Source organism: Ochrobactrum sp. MYb379 (assembly GCF_037479515.1).
Taxonomy (GTDB): domain Bacteria; phylum Pseudomonadota; class Alphaproteobacteria; order Rhizobiales; family Rhizobiaceae; genus Brucella.
In genome coordinates this window covers 289350-305495 of record NZ_JBBGYW010000003.1, presented here as the reverse complement: position 1 = coordinate 305495, position 16146 = coordinate 289350, and the positions used below count along the sequence as shown (strand labels likewise).

Genomic DNA, 16146 nt, shown 5'->3' with positions numbered 1-16146 from the left:
AGGGAACTAAAATGAACCATTTCGGACGTTTCCGTCTTCTCGCTGCTGGTGCCGCTTTTGCCGCCATCTTGGCTGCGAACCCGGCATTTTCGGCCACACCAGCTGATACGCTGGTTCAGGCTTGGGCAATTGATGACACCATCACGCTCGACCCGGCTGAGTCCTTCGAACTTTCACCAGCTGAATTCATCGGTAATGCCTATGACATGCTGGTTCGCCTCGATATCAACGACACATCGAAAGTCGTGCCCGGCGTTGCTGAAAGTTGGACCATTTCAGAAGATGGCCTGACCTATACGTTCAAGCTCAAGCCAGGCATCAAATTTGCCTCCGGAAATCCGCTCACCGCAGCAGATGTTGCTTATTCATTTGAACGTGCCGTCCGCCTCGACAAGAGCCCGGCTTTCATTCTTACGCAGTTTGGTTTGACTGGCGACAACGTCAACGAAACCGCTAAAGCAGTTGACGAAACAACCTTCGTGCTGACTGTCGATAAGCCTTATGCACCAAGCTTTGTGCTCAACTGCCTCACCGCAACTATCGGCGCAGTCGTAGACAAGAAGCTTCTTGAAGAGCATTCGGTCAAGGTCACACCGACCGACGATTACAAATATGACACCGACTATGCGGCTGCATGGCTGAAGACCGGCTATGCAGGTTCGGGACCATTCAAGATTCGCGACTGGCGCGCCAACGAAGTTGTCGTTCTCGAACGCAACGACAATTACTATGGCGAAAAAGCCAAGCTCGCTCGCGTGTTCTATCGTCACGTCAAGGAAAGCGCCACTCAGCGTCTGATGCTTGAATCGGGTGACGTTGATGTTGCGCGTAATCTGGAGCCGGGCGATCTCGAAGCTGTTCAAAAGAACAAGGAACTCGCAGCAGTCGACGCTCCAAAGGGCACCGTCTATTACATCTCGCTGAACCAGAAGAACCCGAACCTCGCGAAGCCTGAAGTGCGCGAAGCTTTCAAGTATCTGGTTGATTATGATGCAATTGGCTCGACCCTGATCAAGGGTATCGGCGATGTGCGTCAGACCTATCAGGCAAAGGGTGTTCTCGGCGCTCTCGATGCAGCACCTTATAAGCTTGATGTTGAAAAGGCCAAGGAACTGCTCGCAAAGGCAGGTCTGAAAGACGGTCTGTCGGTCACTTTCGACGTTCGTAACACTCAGCCAGTCACCGGCATTGCTGAATCCTTCCAGCAGTCCGCTGCAAAGGCTGGCGTGAAGATCGACATCATCCCAGGCGATGGTAAGCAGACGTTGACCAAATACCGTGCGCGTAACCACGACCTTTATATCGGTCAGTGGGGCATGGATTACTGGGATCCAAACTCGAATGCGGAAGCTTTCACGTCCAACCCCGACAATGGCGATGACGCGTCTAACAAGACACTGGCATGGCGCAATGCATGGGACATTCCTGAGCTGACAAAGCAGACACAGGACGCATTGCTTGAACGCGACAATGACAAGCGTGCTGCGATCTACCAGAAGCTCCAGCAGGAAGCGCTTGAAACAAGTCCGTTCGTTATGCTGTTCCAGCAGATCGAAGTGGCAGGTCTTCGCGGCAACGTGAAGGGCTACAAACTCGGACCGACATTCGATTCGAACTTCCTCGCACCAGTCAGCAAAGACTGATCTGAAGAACGGTCAGACAATTGAATACAACAACAGCTGTTAAGAAAAAGAGGGGCGCCCGGCGGCGCTCCTCTTCCATCGCTTTGGCGATTGCCAGTTTTCTGGCTATCGTCATCACCACCTATCTTGGTCTTCTGGCCGTTACCTTTTTCATCGGCCGCGTTGTGCCGATTGATCCGGTTTTGGCCATTGTTGGCGACCGCGCACCCGCACATGTGGTTGAGCGCGTCCGTCAGGAAATGGGCTTCAACCTCCCCTATTACCAGCAGTTCTTCCTTTATGTGAAAGGCGTCCTGCAGGGCGATTTCGGCACGTCTGTTCTAACCACAAATCCGGTTATGACCGATATTCGCCGGGTATTCCCCGCAACGATGGAACTCGCAACCATTGGCACGATCATCGGTGCCTTGTTCGGTATTCCGCTCGGTGTTCTGGCCGCTGTTAAGCGTGGCAGCATCATCGATCAGATCGTGCGTGTGATCGGGCTCGTCGGCTATTCCGTGCCGATCTTCTGGCTTGGTATGCTCGCACTTCTGGTTTTCTATGCGCGCCTTGGCTGGACGTCAGGTCCGGGACGCATTGACATCACCTTTGAATATACCTTCACGCCCATCACCGGCTTTTATCTGGTTGATGCTATTATCCAACGTGACTGGGAAGCGCTGCGCAACATCGTCTCGCACCTTATCTTGCCGTCAGCTTTGCTCGGTTACTTCTCACTGGCCTATATCAGCCGCATGACGCGTTCTTTCATGCTCAACGAACTTGAGCAGGAATATATCGTGGCAGCGCGTGCAAAGGGCATTTCAGAAACCCGCATCATCTGGGGCCATGCTCTTCGCAACGCCGCGGTGCCGCTGGTGACCGTGATTGCACTTTCCTACGCAGGTTTGCTCGAAGGCTCTGTTCTGACCGAGACAATCTTCTCATGGCCGGGGCTTGGTCTTTACATCACCAATTCGCTGCAAAATGCTGACATGAATGCCGTTCTTGGTGGCACCATCATCATCGGATCAGTGTTTATTGCGATCAATCTGCTGTCCGATCTTCTCTATCGGCTTCTCGATCCAAGGACGCGCACACGATGAGCCAAATGACAGAAACATCCAATCTTTCGTGGCGCGAATGGCTGCTCTCAGAGCGCCCGCAATCGCGTATGCAGGCACGTCTGGGTCGTTCTTACATGATCTGGCGTCGTTTCACGGCCAACAAGCTGGCCGTGTTTGGTCTGCTTATCATCATAGCACTGCTGCTTGTTGCTGCTTTTGCTCCATTGCTGGCACCGCATTCGCCTTATACGGGTGACCTCGCCAATGCCCGCCTGCTGCCTCCGGGCACGCCGGGGTTCTGGCTTGGAACCGACGATCAGGGCCGCGATATTCTTTCGCGTCTGATCTATGGTTCGCGCCTGACACTCTATGTCGTGCTTCTCGTTGCGATCATTGCAGCGCCAATTGGCCTGCTGGTCGGAACCGTTGCTGGCTACGCCGGTGGCTGGGTTGATGCCGTGCTGATGCGCATTACCGATATTTTCCTTGCCTTCCCAAAGCTCATTCTGGCACTCGCCTTTGTCGCAGCCTTGGGACCGGGCATTGAAAACGCCATTATTGCTATCGCGATCACGTCTTGGCCGCCTTACGCACGTATCTCGCGCGCTGAAACGCTGACCATTCGCAATTCGGATTACATTTCCGCCGTGCGCCTGATGGGTGCTTCACCGTTCCGTATTGTTCTGCGTCACGTCATGCCGCTTTGCACATCGTCACTCATCGTGCGTGTGACACTCGATATGGCTGGCATCATTTTGACAGCAGCGGGCCTCGGCTTCCTTGGCCTCGGCGCACAGCCGCCATTGCCTGAATGGGGTGCAATGATTGCTTCGGGTCGTCGTTTCATTCTGGACCAATGGTGGGTTGCCGCCATGCCCGGCATTGCGATTCTTGTCGTCAGCCTTGGCTTCAACTTCCTCGGTGACGGTCTGCGCGATGCTCTTGATCCGCGGGGTAACAACCAATGAAGCCACTTCTGACAGTTGAAGACCTGCGCGTCACCTATCCGACCCGCACGGGTGCTATTGAAGCGGTTCGCGGTGTAAGCTTTACGCTTGGCCGCGAGCGCCTCGGAATTGTGGGTGAATCTGGTTCCGGCAAATCGCAAACGGGTCGTGCCATTATGGGGCTTACCCCCCAGCATGCTCAAATCACTGCGAAGAAACTGGAATTTGACGGGATCGACCTTCTCAATGCATCGGCACGCGAACGCCGCAGTTTGCGTGGCGGTCGTATTGCTATGGTGTTGCAGGACCCGAAATATTCGCTCAACCCAGTGATGACCATCGGCAAGCAAATTGCAGAAACACTGAAAGCCCATGGCAAATTTTCGCGTGCGGAAATCCGTTCGCGCTCAATTGCTATGCTGGAAGCCGTGCAAATTCGCGATGCCGAACGTGTCATGAAGCTTTATCCGCACGAAGTTTCGGGCGGCATGGGGCAGCGTGTCATGATTGCCATGATGCTGGTAGCCGAGCCTGAAATGCTGATTGCCGACGAACCAACATCTGCGCTTGATGTGACGGTGCAGCTTGAGGTGCTGGGCATTCTCGACAAGCTGGTTGCTGATCGCGGCATGGGTCTGATTTTCATCAGTCACGATCTACGTCTTGTCTCCTCCTTTTGCGACCGCGTGATCGTCATGTATGCCGGTAAAATCGTTGAGGAAATTGCAGCAAATGATCTTGCCAATGCGAAACATGCTTATACGCAAGGACTGCTAAACTGCATGCCGAAACTCGGAACTGACCGTCATCCGCTTCCCACCTTGCAGCGTGAGGAGGCATGGCGTCTATGAGCACTGTACCAGCTTTAAGCGTCGATAAGATCGACGTGTTTTTTGATCAGTTCCACGCGCTAAAATCCGTCAGCATCGAAGTGGCGCGCGGAGAATCTTTTGGTCTGGTTGGCGAATCCGGTTCTGGTAAATCAACGCTGTTACGCGCAGTGGCCGGGCTAGCACCTGTTGATGACGGCGAAATCCGCATTGACGGAAAGCCGCTCAAAACACCGCGTGATAAAGCCTTCTATCGCAATGTTCAGATGGTGTTTCAGGATCCTTACGGCTCGCTGCATCCGCGTCAGACGGTTGATCGTCTGTTGCTTGAACCCCTTGCTGTTCATGGCATTGGTGATACGGAACAGCGTATCGTTCGTGCACTCGATGAAGTGGGACTAGGCTCCGGCTTCCGTTTCCGCTATCCGCACCAGCTTTCGGGCGGTCAGCGTCAGCGTATTGCGATTGCACGTGCGCTTATCATTGAACCAAGCATTCTGCTTCTTGATGAACCAACATCGGCGCTCGATGCCTCCGTACAAGCCGAAGTGCTAAATCTGCTCGAACAAGTACGCCGCGACCGCAAACTGACCTTCGTTATGGTCAGTCACGATCTTGGTGTCGTCACTCATATGTGTGAACGACTGGCAGTCATGCGCAACGGTGAAGTGGTTGAGCAGCTCGAGGCCGGCGATCTTGTCGGTGGCAACATATCAGCCGACTATACAAAAAATCTGATGGTAGCCAGCGAAGGCTTCCGTCGCTAATTAAGCGAGGCTCTCCGTTGTATTTTGCGCAACGGAGAGCGTCGTTGCATGTTCATTATATTCTTGATGTTTTTGTATGAGCGCCGTCAAAGCGCAAGGCGTCTTTTGCCATTTTGGGAAGCTTAACTCCCAAACCTATGTCTCTTTATAGTCTAGCTGCGGCCTGGGATCGTTGCCCGCATAAAATTATTAACTCAGCTGTTTAAAGAGTTGATAGGTTAGCGAAATTCTGATCATCCTCTATGAAACAGCGATTTGGAGAGGTGCGCCGTATGTCCACTAAGTCCGGACTTTTTGCCGATACCATAATTTATAACGGTACTATCTGGTGTGGATTTGAGGAAGGCATAGCGGAAGCGCTGGCAATCTGGCAGGGCAAGGTGCTTGCAACAGGGACCAAAGATGAAATCTGGTCTCTTAAAGGCGATGAAACGCGTTTGATCGATCTGGAAGGGCAGTTTGCCACCCCCGGTTTAAACGACGCACATCTTCACCTTATTTCGGTCGGTCTGACGCTCAACTGGATTGATGCAACACCGCAAGCGGCACCGACTTTGGAAAGCTTGCTTGGCGCAATTCGTGAGCAAGCGGCTTCGGTTCCCGCTGGAACATGGATCAAAGCGCGTGGTTATGATCAGACCAAGCTCGATACTGGTCGCCATCCACATAAATCTGAACTCGATGCTGTTGCTCCTGATCATCCGGTCATGCTGGTGCGTGCCTGCGGTCATGTCTCGATTTTCAACTCGAAGGCTTTTGAGCTTGCTGGTATTGATGAAAAATCACCCGTACCTGATGGCGGTCTGATTGAGCAGAAAAATGGCGTACTGACCGGAATGGTTGCCGAAAATGCGCAAGGCGTTGTGCGTCAGGCTATTCCAGTGGCAACAACCGAGGAAATGATTGAAGCGATTGAAGCGGCAGGCAATATGTTGCTTTCTTACGGCATCACCAGCGTGATGGATGCAGCTGTTGGGCATGTCGCAGGCTTTGATGAGATCAGGGCTTACAATCTGGCCAAGCTTCATAAGAAGTTACCTGTGCGCACATGGCTTGTGCTGTTAGGCGATCCCGGCACTTCTATTGTCGAAAAATGCTATGAGGCCGGTTTGGTCTCCGGCGTTGGCGATGACATGCTGACCGTTGGCGCGGTTAAGATATTCCTTGATGGTTCGGCAGGTGGTCGTACAGCCTGGATGAGTAAGCCTTATCTGGGCGATGATGATAATATCGGCGTGCAGATACTGCCGGATGCTGAACTTGAAGCAATGGTTCTCGATGCGCATAAAAAGGGCTATCAGCTTGCTTGTCATGCCATTGGTGATGCTGCAATTGGTCAGTTGATTACTGCATATGAAAAGGCGCTTGCCGCTCATCCTGATGCGGATCGTCGTCACCGGATTGAACATTGCGGTTTCTCAACGCCTGAACAGCATCAGCGGATGCGAAAGGCAGGGATTTATCCATGCCCGCAGCAGGTGTTTATTTACGATTTCGGTGATGCTTATATTTCGGTTTTGGGTGAGGAGAGGGCGCTTTCAAGCTATCCGCTCAAGACTTGGAAAGATCTTGGTTTTAAGCCTGCAACAGGAAGTGATGCTCCTGTTTGTCATCCAAACCCATACCCAAATATCTACTCCATGTTGACGCGAGAGACGGGCAAAGGCACGGTCATGGATGCGCGTGAGTGTGTGAGCATTGAAGAAGCACTTCAGGTTTATACAGAGTTCGGGGCATTCTCACAGAAGCTCGAACACGTGAAGGGGAGGCTTATTCCGGGACAGGTTGCCGATATAGCTGTCTTTTCGCGCAACATGCTGGCTGCAAAGCCAGAAGAAATTCTCAACGATACGCTGTGCATGCTTACTATTCGCGACGGCGAAGTGGTATTCAAACGCTGATAAGAAATTATAAAAACACTAGGATGGGGAAAATCATGAGAAAATTTGCATTGCTTGCGGCTTTGTCTGCTGTGTTGATGGCCGGAACTTCAGCCTATGCCGCTGACGAACCACGCACGGGCGGCGTTATTAATTTTGTCGCACCTTACGGGGACAGCTTCTCGACGCTCGATGTTCAGGCATCGCCCACCACGCAGGACGAGTTTTACGCGAAGGCTATTCATCGCACGCTTTATGACTGGGATGCCGATCAAAATAAGCCCGTACTTGGTCTTGCGACCGATGTTTCAGTTTCAGATGACAAGCTCGTCTACACATATAAGCTGCGGGAAGATGCCTATTTTCATAATGGCAAGCCGCTGACTGCGGATGATATTATCTGGAGCTACACGCGGATAATGGACCCGAAGAAGGCGTTTCCACCGGCGCGTTATATTTCTGAGATCAAGGGTGCGGACGAATATACTCAAGGCAAAGCCGAGAAAATTTCAGGTCTCAAAAAGATCGACGATCATACGCTGGAAATCACGCTTAAGCAGCCAATTGATCCGGGCTATCAGTTTATGCGCAACAACACGTCGATCTATCCCGCCGGTGAGGGCGATAGTGATGAATTTCAGCGCAAGCCAGTTGGTCTCGGGCCGTATAAGTTTGCCGAATATATCCCTGGCTCCCGTCTAACGGTCGAGAAGTGGGACAAATATTACGAAAAGGGCAAGCCGTACGCAGACAAGATCAACATCATGATCATGGGGGATGCGTCGGCGCGTGATGTCGCTTTCCGCAACAAGGAAATAGATGTCGCAGTGCTTGGGCCTGCGCAATATTCTGCATATCTGGCCGATCCTGAACTCTCCAAAAACATGGTGGAAGTTGCTGAGGTCTATACGCGTGCAGTGGGCTTCAACCCCGACTTCAAGCCGTTTCAGGACAAGCGCGTTCGTCAGGCGATCAATTATGCAATTGATAGCGATCTGATCATCAAGCGCTTGGTGAAGGATAAGGCCTATCGCGCTGTTGGCTGGTTGCCGAATTCATCGCCTGCATTTGATAAGGATGCGAAGCCTTATCCCTACGATCCTGAAAAAGCCAAGGCTCTGCTTGCAGAGGCTGGCTATCCTGACGGTTTTGAGTTTGAACTCACCGCCACACAAAATGAGAGCTGGGGTCTAACGATTGTTCAGGCGATCATCCCTATGCTGGCTAAGGTTGGGATCAAAGTCACGCCCAAGCCGGTTGAGGCTTCGGTGCTTGCTGATGTTGTTCCGTCGGGTAATTTCCAAGCCTATATGTGGTCTTTGGAAAACGGTCCTGATGCGTTGACTGCTATGCAGTGCTTCTATTCAACGACGCCGCAATCGTCATGTAACTATCAGAAGTTTGCCAATGCAGATTTTGATAAGCTGGTTGATGAAGCGAAACTGGCCAAAACCGAAGACGAGAAGAACGAGCTTTTGAAGAAAGCCAACAATCTGTTGCAGGAAGAAGCGCCGGTCTGGTTCTTCAACTATAACAAGGCAGTGATGGCGCATCAGCCATGGTTGCATGGTCTTCAGCCAAACTCGGCAGAACTCGCAGTTCAGTCTTATGAAAAGCTCTGGGTTGACGACACTGTCCCGTCGGGGCGCTAAATTGAGCTGATTTTGATCGGCTCGCTTATTGTGGCGGGCTGATCTTCGCTGATCCGAAAAGAGGACTGTGTGCTCCATTTTATTGTCCGTCGCGTCTTGCAGATGATACCGACAGTCATTGCAGTGTCACTGCTGATCTTTGTTATTTTCAGCGTGGTCCCGGGCAGCATAGCAACGGGGCTCGTCGCGAGTGGCAAAGGCATGAATGATCCCAAAATGGTCGAAAAGATCACGCAGGAATTTGGGCTCGATAAGCCGGTTCATGTTCGTTTCGGCAATTACATGATGCAACTTGCCCAATTCGATCTTGGCACCTCTTACCGATCACGGCAGCCGGTGGTTTCGCTTCTTCAGGAGCGGATGGGACCGACACTGAAACTGGCATTCGTAGCGATGGGATTTGCAATCTTGATTGGCGTCCCGCTGGGCTTTCTGGCTGCACTGAAACCGGGCAGTATTCTCGACAGTGTGACAATGATTGGTGCCGTTTCGGGCCTTTCACTGCCACAGTTCTGGCTCGGGCTTTTGCTCATGTATCTCTTCGCGCTGACGCTTGGCTGGTTGCCGAGTTTCGGCTACGGCGATGGCGGTCTAAGGCACGTGATTTTGCCAGCGCTGACTTTAGGTGTGGCACCGCTTGCTCTTCTTGCGAGAACAACCCGCGCGGCGGTACTTGAAGTCATGGGTGCTGATTTTATCCGGACCGCGCGTTCAAAAGGCATGAATAGTTTCCGCCTTGTGCAATGGCATGTCATGCGCAATGCGCTTGTGCTTATTATCACAACCATTGGCTTACAGTTTGGCTCCATGATGGGGCAGGCCGTTGTGGTGGAGAAACTATTTTCATGGCCGGGTCTCGGTTCGCTGCTGATCGACAGTGTTGCATTGCGTGATATTCCGGTGGTTCAGGGAGCAATTCTTGTGATCGTATTGTGGTTCCTCATCATCAATACGATAGTCGACATTCTTTATGCGGTTATTGATCCGCGCATCAGCCACGAGTAGGCCCATGAAGCTTCGTTTCAATCTCGTATTTGGTGGCTTCATATGCGCTGTGATGGTGACGGGTGCTGTTTTCGCGCCGTGGATTGCGCCTTATCATCCCGTTATGGATGCAGATCTAATGAATGCGGAATTGCCGCCCGACAGCCAGTTCTGGTTTGGTACAGATGCGCAAGGGCGTGATGTTTTTTCACGCCTTCTTTACGGCGCGCGGGTCTCTTTGACAGTTGGCGTTGTATCGCAGTGCATCAATACTGTGATCGGACTTTGCCTTGGTATTTCGGCAGGTTATTTTGGTGGTTGGTGGGACGATTTCGTCACTGGCCTCACCAATTTGATGCTTGCAATTCCCTCGCTGATTTTTGCTCTTGCAATTATGGCGGTGCTTGGCCCCGGTCTTCCAAGTCTGCTGCTGGCGCTTGGTCTGACAAACTGGTCTTGGACGTGTCGCATCGCGCGCAGTTCTACCCTATCTCTTAAAAAGCAAGGCTATATTCAGGCCGCCAAGATGCTTGGTTACGGCGATAGTCGCATCATGATCACGCAGATTGTGCCGAATATGATTGGCCCAATCCTTGTTATTGGTACGCTTGGCATGGGAGAAGCTATTCTCGCGGAAGCAGCACTTTCTTATCTCGGTCTTGGCATCAGCCCGCCGGAGCCCAGCTGGGGCAATATGCTGACAGATGCGCGTGAACTGATTGTAAATGCGCCATGGGCGGCAATTTTCCCCGGTCTCGCTATTTTCTTTGCGGTGCTTGGTCTCAATCTGTTCGGTGACGGTCTGCGTGACTGGCTCGATCCGCATATGAGGACGCGCAAGGCATGATTGAAACCGCGCTTCTTGAGGTAGAAAACCTTCGCATTGATCTCAATTCGGGTTCGACCCCACATAATGTGGTTGAAGACGTGTCTTTCACCATTGGTGCTGGCGAAACTTTCGGTTTGGTTGGAGAGTCCGGATGCGGAAAGAGCATTACCGCACTTTCCATGATCGGACTGCTGCGTAAGCCCCTGTCTGTTGCAGGTGGCGCAATACGCTTCAAAGGGCAGGACCTTCGGAAAATATCAGCGCGTGACATGCGGAAACTACGCGGCAATCGCATTGCGATGATTTTTCAAGAGCCTATGACAGCCCTCAATCCTTTGTCGCCAGTGGGGCGACAAATTGCTGAAATGTTTGTGTTGCATCAGGGCGCGACATGGCATGAGGCAGAACGCAGGGCTGTGCAGGCGCTGGCAAGTGTTCAGGTTCCGGCGCCGGATCAGCGTGTAAAAAATTATCCTCACCAAATGTCGGGTGGTATGCGGCAGCGCGTTATGATTGCGATTGCGCTGGCTTGCGACCCCGATCTTTTGATTGCTGACGAACCAACAACAGCACTTGATGTCACTGTGCAGGCGGAAATCTTGCGCCTTATGCAGGAACTTTGCGCAGAGCGGGGCACATCGGTGCTGATGATCAGTCATGACCTCGGCGTTATTGCCAAGATGTGTCGTCGGGTCGGTGTTATGTATGCGGGGCATCTTGTCGAGGAACGTCTAACCGCAGATCTTTTCCAGCATCCTGCACATCCCTATACGCGTGGTTTGCTGGCGTCTCTTCCGCAGCTTGGATCCCGTCAAAAAGACGGACAGCGAAAGCTGCAGGAAATTGAGGGTGTCGTTCCATCAATTTCGGCCTTTCCAGAGGGGTGCAGGTTCGAACCACGCTGCACGCATACAACCGATATTTGTCGCACTGAGAAACCGGGCTGGACCCCATTATCCGATTTGGGCTCCGTAAGGTGCTTCCATCATGAGTGAAGCGAATTCCACTAATCCAGTTGAGCCTCTTGTTCGCGTCGACGATCTCTGTGTCAGATTCCCGATTAGCGGCGGAATATTTAGCCGTTCAAAGCAATTCCTATATGCAGTCAATAATCTGAGTCTGACCCTAAACAAGGGTGAGTGTCTGTCGATTGTTGGGGAGTCTGGCTGTGGTAAATCCACACTCGCACTTTCAATTGTTGGGCTGCAAAAGCTGACCAGTGGGGAGATTTTTTTCGAAGGCAAGCCGATTACATCTGCACACGAACCGTCGCGGATTGAACGTGCAAAAATGGCGCAGATGGTGTTTCAAGATCCGTTTGCATCGCTCAATCCACGCCAGACAATTTACACATCGCTTGCTGCACCCTTACGGCTTCATGGCATTAAATCGCGTTACGAAGTTGACGGGCGCGTTGAAGAAATTTTGCGTCTTGTCGGCCTGAAACCTGAACAGGCTCGACGTTTCCCGCATGAGTTTTCCGGTGGTCAGCGGCAGCGTATAGGAATAGCGCGTGCATTGCTGCTCAATCCGAGAGTCATTGTGCTGGACGAGCCGGTTTCCGCTCTTGATGTGTCGATCCGTGCGCAGATTATCAACCTGTTGCTGGAACTCAAAGAGCGTTTGGGCCTATCCTATATCATGATCAGCCATGATCTGAGTGTCGTTGAACACATGAGTGACCGTGTGGCGGTTATGTATTTCGGGCAGATCGTCGAAAGCGGGCAGTGGGATCAGGTATTCTCAAACCCGACCCATCCTTATACGCGACGATTAATATCTGCCATTCCTGATCCGATAGCGGAATTGACGGGCATAAAGCTGATTGATGAGAGAAGCGCGCCACTGCCACCTGATGGTTGTCAATTTTACCCGGAAAGCTTCGGCACACACGATGTTCATCAGCCGCCGCCATCGACGCAGTTGATTGACATTGGTGCAGGTCAAAGCGTCCGCGTTATTGAAAAACGATAATTGAGGATTTTTGGTTTGTTTATTGCTGTAAGCGTTTAAAAATTAACTCGCCAATTGGGATTGCTGATGTCGCCGCCGGTGAGGGTGCGTTGCAGACATGTAAAACGCGCTTAGACTGAATAAACTTGAAATCGTGGATGAGTTCGCCGGTGTTTGAAACGGCTTGAGCGCGTATTCCTGCCCGATAAGGAAGCAAATCATCGGCTGTAAGTGAAGGGCAATATTTTCTACATTTTTCCAGATAGCTGGATTTGAAGAGACTGTCTTTCAACTCCTGAATTGCGGAGCCAAAATTGTTTGAAATAACCTTCCAGAAACCCGGGAATTTCGCGTAGGTCGCCATGTCATGAAGGTTGACTGAGAGCTTTGCGTAACCCTCACGCGACATGCCAAGCACAGCATTTGGACCTACGGTCAGTCTGCCATCCATCATTGGGGTTAAATGAATGCCAAGGAACGGCATAGACGGATCGGGCACTGGATAAATCATGCGTTCGACCAGATTACTCAGCTCGGGCTTTAATGCGTAATATTCTCCGCGAAATGGCACGATTCGAAAATCAACGGCTTGTCCCGAACGCTGGGCGAGGCGGTCGGCTTGAAGCCCAGCGCAAGCAACAACGTAACGACTTTCCCATACTTGCTTGTTCGTATGAATCCTGACGGCATCGCTAAGCTCTTCGATACGATCAACCTCAACATTGAAAGTGATCGTGCCGCCCGCATTCCTGATCATATCGCCCATGGCTCTTGATACGGCGCGATAATCAACAATCCCACTTTGCTCAACCAGCAAAGCGCCAAGTCCGGTAACATGGGGTTCGAGTTCGATAAGCTCCGCTGGAGTTAAACGCCGACATGTTATACCATTCGCAGCAGCATTCGTTTCGAGATTTGCCAGTCGTTGTAATTCCATCTGGTTGGTTGCGACGACTAATTTTCCGGGCGTGCGATAGGGAATGTTATTTTCATCGCAAAATTGTTTTGTCATGCGTTCACCTGAACGACAAAGCTCTGCTTTCAGGCTTCCGGGTTTATAATAGATACCGGCGTGAATAACCCCGCTATTATGCCCAGTCTGGTGCGCGGCGAGCGAGCTTTCTTTTTCTAGCAGAAGAAGGCTTGCACCGGGTTCGCTTTTAACAATCTTCAGCGCGGTCGCCAAACCGACGATGCCGCCTCCCACAATACAATAGTCGTACATGTTTGCGCCCAAAATCTGCTGTATGACCAGTTCCAGTAATTTGTTACATGAAGAAAAATTAAGGTCAATCAGACTTGCATAGATGCTAAGGTTCAGAATACGCATCTTTGTTTGTGCGAATGATTATAGAGAATATAGCGTCTGTGATCAGACGGTTCCGACGTATCAAACATTCGTAAAAGTGAATGTTGATCGGTTGCCAAAAAGTGGTTGTTGCCCCAAATAGTTGGTTGATTGAGTTATCATTGTGAAGAGAAATGGATCAAAAGTGATACGATTAATATCTGGTTTTCTGTTTCTCTTTCTGGCGCTTAGCTCTAGCTCACATGCCTTAGAAGCTCGACCGCCAGCAGCATTAGAACCGTTGCCGCAACAAATGCAGGCCGCGCAATTGACCTCAGAGTTTCTGACACGCTTCCATTACAAGCCAGTCCCGCTCGACGATAAGCTATCAGCGGTGGTTATGGACCGATTTATCGACTCGCTTGACCCGGAACGGCTTATCTTTTTGCAATCCGATATCGATAGCTTCATGACGAGCAGCAAGAAAATCGATGATGCCATCCAGAAGCAGGATTTGAGCATACCGTTTGCAATTTTTAATATTTATCAGGAGCGTATTACTGATCGCATTACTTATGCGCGCAACTTGCTCAAGGATAATTTTGATTTCACCGTAAAGGAAAGCTACCCTCTGGCCCGCGATAAAGGCCCGTGGCCTAAGACCTCTGCTGAGCGGGATGACCTTTGGCGCAAGCGCGTTAAGAACGATTGGCTGCGCTTGAAGTTAGCTGGCAAGAATGACGCCGACATTCGTGAAACGCTTGGAAAGCGCTACGATAATTCACTGGCGCGTGTCTTTAAGTCGAAACCAGAAGATGTATTCCAGACGTTTATGGCCGCTTATACAACTTCAGTTGATCCCCATACGGATTATTTTGGGGCTAAGGCCTCCGCTGAGTTCGATATTTCAATGAAGCTATCGCTGGTCGGTATTGGCGCTGTTTTGCAGGAAAGAGACGATTACACGACTATTCGTGAACTTGTAGCAGGTGGCCCAGCACAGCTTTCGGGTAAGGTGGCTGTGGGCGACAGAATTGTCGGGGTAGGGCAGGATAAAGACGGTCCGATCAAAGAAGTTGTTGGAATGCGCCTCGATGAAGTGGTGGAGTTGATACGCGGTGCAAAAGGTACAGTTGTAAGGCTGGATATCCTACCAGCAGATGCAGGACCAGATGCGACGCATCATATCGTCAGTCTTGTGCGTGATAAGATTAGTCTTGATAAACAGGCAGCCAAGCAGACGATCCTGTCCGTAAAGGATGGCGATAACACCAGTAAGATTGGCGTGATTACACTTCCTGCGTTCTACGAGGATATTGAAGCGCGCCGTAAGGGCGACAAGGATTATCGCAGTGCCAGCCGCGATGTTGCGAAGCTTATCACTGAACTCAAAAAAGAGAAGGTCGATGGCATATTGTTCGATCTGCGCAACAATGGTGGTGGCTCATTGTCAGAAGCTATTGACCTCACTGGTTTGTTTATAGGCAAGGGGCCTGTTGTTCAGCAGCGCAATGCAAAAGGGGAAGTGAAGGTCGAAAGTGACGATCTCCCAGTGCCAGCATGGGATGGGCCGCTCGGAGTTCTAATTAATCGCGGATCTGCTTCCGCTTCCGAGATTTTTGCAGCTGCGATACAGGATTACGGTCGTGGTGTTGTTATCGGCGAGCCGAGTTTCGGTAAGGGCACTGTCCAGACGGTTGTTAATCTGGATGAAGTTGTGAACAATCCTGAGCCACAATTTGGCGAACTGAAATTTACGGTTGCGCAGTTTTTCCGGGTTAACGGCGGTACAACCCAGTTGCGCGGTGTGACGCCCGATATTGAGTTGCCAGGGCTTTATAACTTGGAAAGTTTCGGAGAATCGAGCTTTAAGAACGCTCTGCCGTGGACCGAGATTAAGCCTGCAAAATATAAGCCCACAGGCGATGTGAAAAAATTGATTCCATCCCTGCAACAGCTGCATAGTAAACGTGTCGAGAACGAGCCTGAATTCCAGAGTTTCGTCCAAGATATCGATACCTTACAACAGGATCGCGAAAAAAAATCTATATCGCTCAATGAAACAGAGCGTCGTGATGAGATGAAGGCGAGAGCAGACCGTCTGAAGTCTCGTGGACAAGATACTGCTGAAATAGAATCTTCCAGCGACGATGGATTGCAGGCAAATGAGCGAAGCCTGAGTGCTGATCTTGCTATCGAACAAGCACGCGCTAAAGCCAAGGATGTACTGCAAAACGAAGCTGCTGCTATTACTGCGGATTTGGCGGACTTGCAGAGTGCAAGAGTAAATTCAACTCAAAAATAATAGCCGTTCAAGCCACATA

At 51.1% G+C, this 16146-nt stretch carries 13 protein-coding genes; 12 read left to right on the top strand and 1 reads right to left on the bottom strand.

Annotation, left to right across the window (positions count from 1 at the left end; translation table 11 throughout):
- Positions 1–11 precede the first annotated feature (11 nt).
- From WH356_RS08675 to WH356_RS08625, 11 genes are all read left to right on the top strand, one after another.
- Positions 12–1643: an ABC transporter substrate-binding protein gene (locus WH356_RS08675; RefSeq protein WP_339509871.1), complete on the top strand. Its 1632-nt coding sequence runs from the start codon at positions 12–14 to the stop codon at positions 1641–1643.
- Positions 1644–1720: 77 nt separating this feature from the next.
- Complete coding sequence (locus tag WH356_RS08670; RefSeq protein ID WP_421565690.1) at positions 1721–2731, top strand: ABC transporter permease; 1011 nt, start codon at positions 1721–1723, stop codon at positions 2729–2731.
- Positions 2728–3660: an ABC transporter permease gene (locus WH356_RS08665; protein WP_339509867.1), complete on the top strand. Its 933-nt coding sequence runs from the start codon at positions 2728–2730 to the stop codon at positions 3658–3660. The genes WH356_RS08670 and WH356_RS08665 overlap by 4 nt, the downstream gene beginning before the upstream one ends.
- Positions 3657–4490 carry an ABC transporter ATP-binding protein gene (locus WH356_RS08660; protein WP_339509865.1) on the top strand — a complete coding sequence of 278 codons (834 nt, stop codon included), beginning with the start codon at positions 3657–3659 and terminating at the stop codon, positions 4488–4490. Before WH356_RS08665 ends, WH356_RS08660 begins: the two co-directional genes overlap by 4 nt.
- Positions 4487–5236 carry an ABC transporter ATP-binding protein gene (locus WH356_RS08655; RefSeq protein ID WP_339509862.1) on the top strand — a complete coding sequence of 250 codons (750 nt, stop codon included), beginning with the start codon at positions 4487–4489 and terminating at the stop codon, positions 5234–5236. The genes WH356_RS08660 and WH356_RS08655 overlap by 4 nt, the downstream gene beginning before the upstream one ends.
- A 272-nt stretch (positions 5237–5508) precedes the next feature.
- Complete coding sequence (locus tag WH356_RS08650) at positions 5509–7137, top strand: amidohydrolase (protein WP_339509860.1); 1629 nt, start codon at positions 5509–5511, stop codon at positions 7135–7137.
- 35 nt (positions 7138–7172) lie between these two features.
- Entirely contained in the window at positions 7173–8768 is a 1596-nt protein-coding gene (locus WH356_RS08645) for an ABC transporter substrate-binding protein (protein ID WP_339509858.1), read from the top strand.
- A gap of 69 nt (positions 8769–8837) precedes the next feature.
- Positions 8838–9773 (top strand): ABC transporter permease, encoded by a 936-nt coding sequence (locus WH356_RS08640; RefSeq protein WP_339509856.1) that lies wholly within the window; start codon positions 8838–8840, stop codon positions 9771–9773.
- Between the two features lie 4 nt (positions 9774–9777).
- Positions 9778–10599: an ABC transporter permease gene (locus WH356_RS08635; RefSeq protein WP_339509854.1), complete on the top strand. Its 822-nt coding sequence runs from the start codon at positions 9778–9780 to the stop codon at positions 10597–10599.
- A complete protein-coding gene (locus WH356_RS08630; protein ID WP_339509852.1) occupies positions 10596–11576 on the top strand; it encodes an ABC transporter ATP-binding protein in 981 nt (326 codons plus the stop codon). The genes WH356_RS08635 and WH356_RS08630 overlap by 4 nt, the downstream gene beginning before the upstream one ends.
- On the top strand, positions 11569–12555 hold the full coding sequence (locus WH356_RS08625; RefSeq protein ID WP_339509849.1) for an ABC transporter ATP-binding protein: 987 nt from the start codon (positions 11569–11571) through the stop codon (positions 12553–12555). The genes WH356_RS08630 and WH356_RS08625 overlap by 8 nt, the downstream gene beginning before the upstream one ends.
- Positions 12556–12574: 19 nt before the next feature.
- On the opposite strand, the gene lhgO is transcribed toward WH356_RS08625, so the two are convergent.
- Positions 12575–13864 carry an L-2-hydroxyglutarate oxidase gene (gene lhgO / locus WH356_RS08620; protein ID WP_339509847.1) on the bottom strand — a complete coding sequence of 430 codons (1290 nt, stop codon included), beginning with the start codon at positions 13862–13864 and terminating at the stop codon, positions 12575–12577.
- 166 nt (positions 13865–14030) lie between these two features.
- Here lhgO and WH356_RS08615 point away from each other — a divergent pair, with 166 nt between their 5' ends.
- A complete protein-coding gene (locus tag WH356_RS08615) occupies positions 14031–16127 on the top strand; it encodes a carboxy terminal-processing peptidase (protein ID WP_339510331.1) in 2097 nt (698 codons plus the stop codon).
- Positions 16128–16146: the final 19 nt, after the last annotated feature.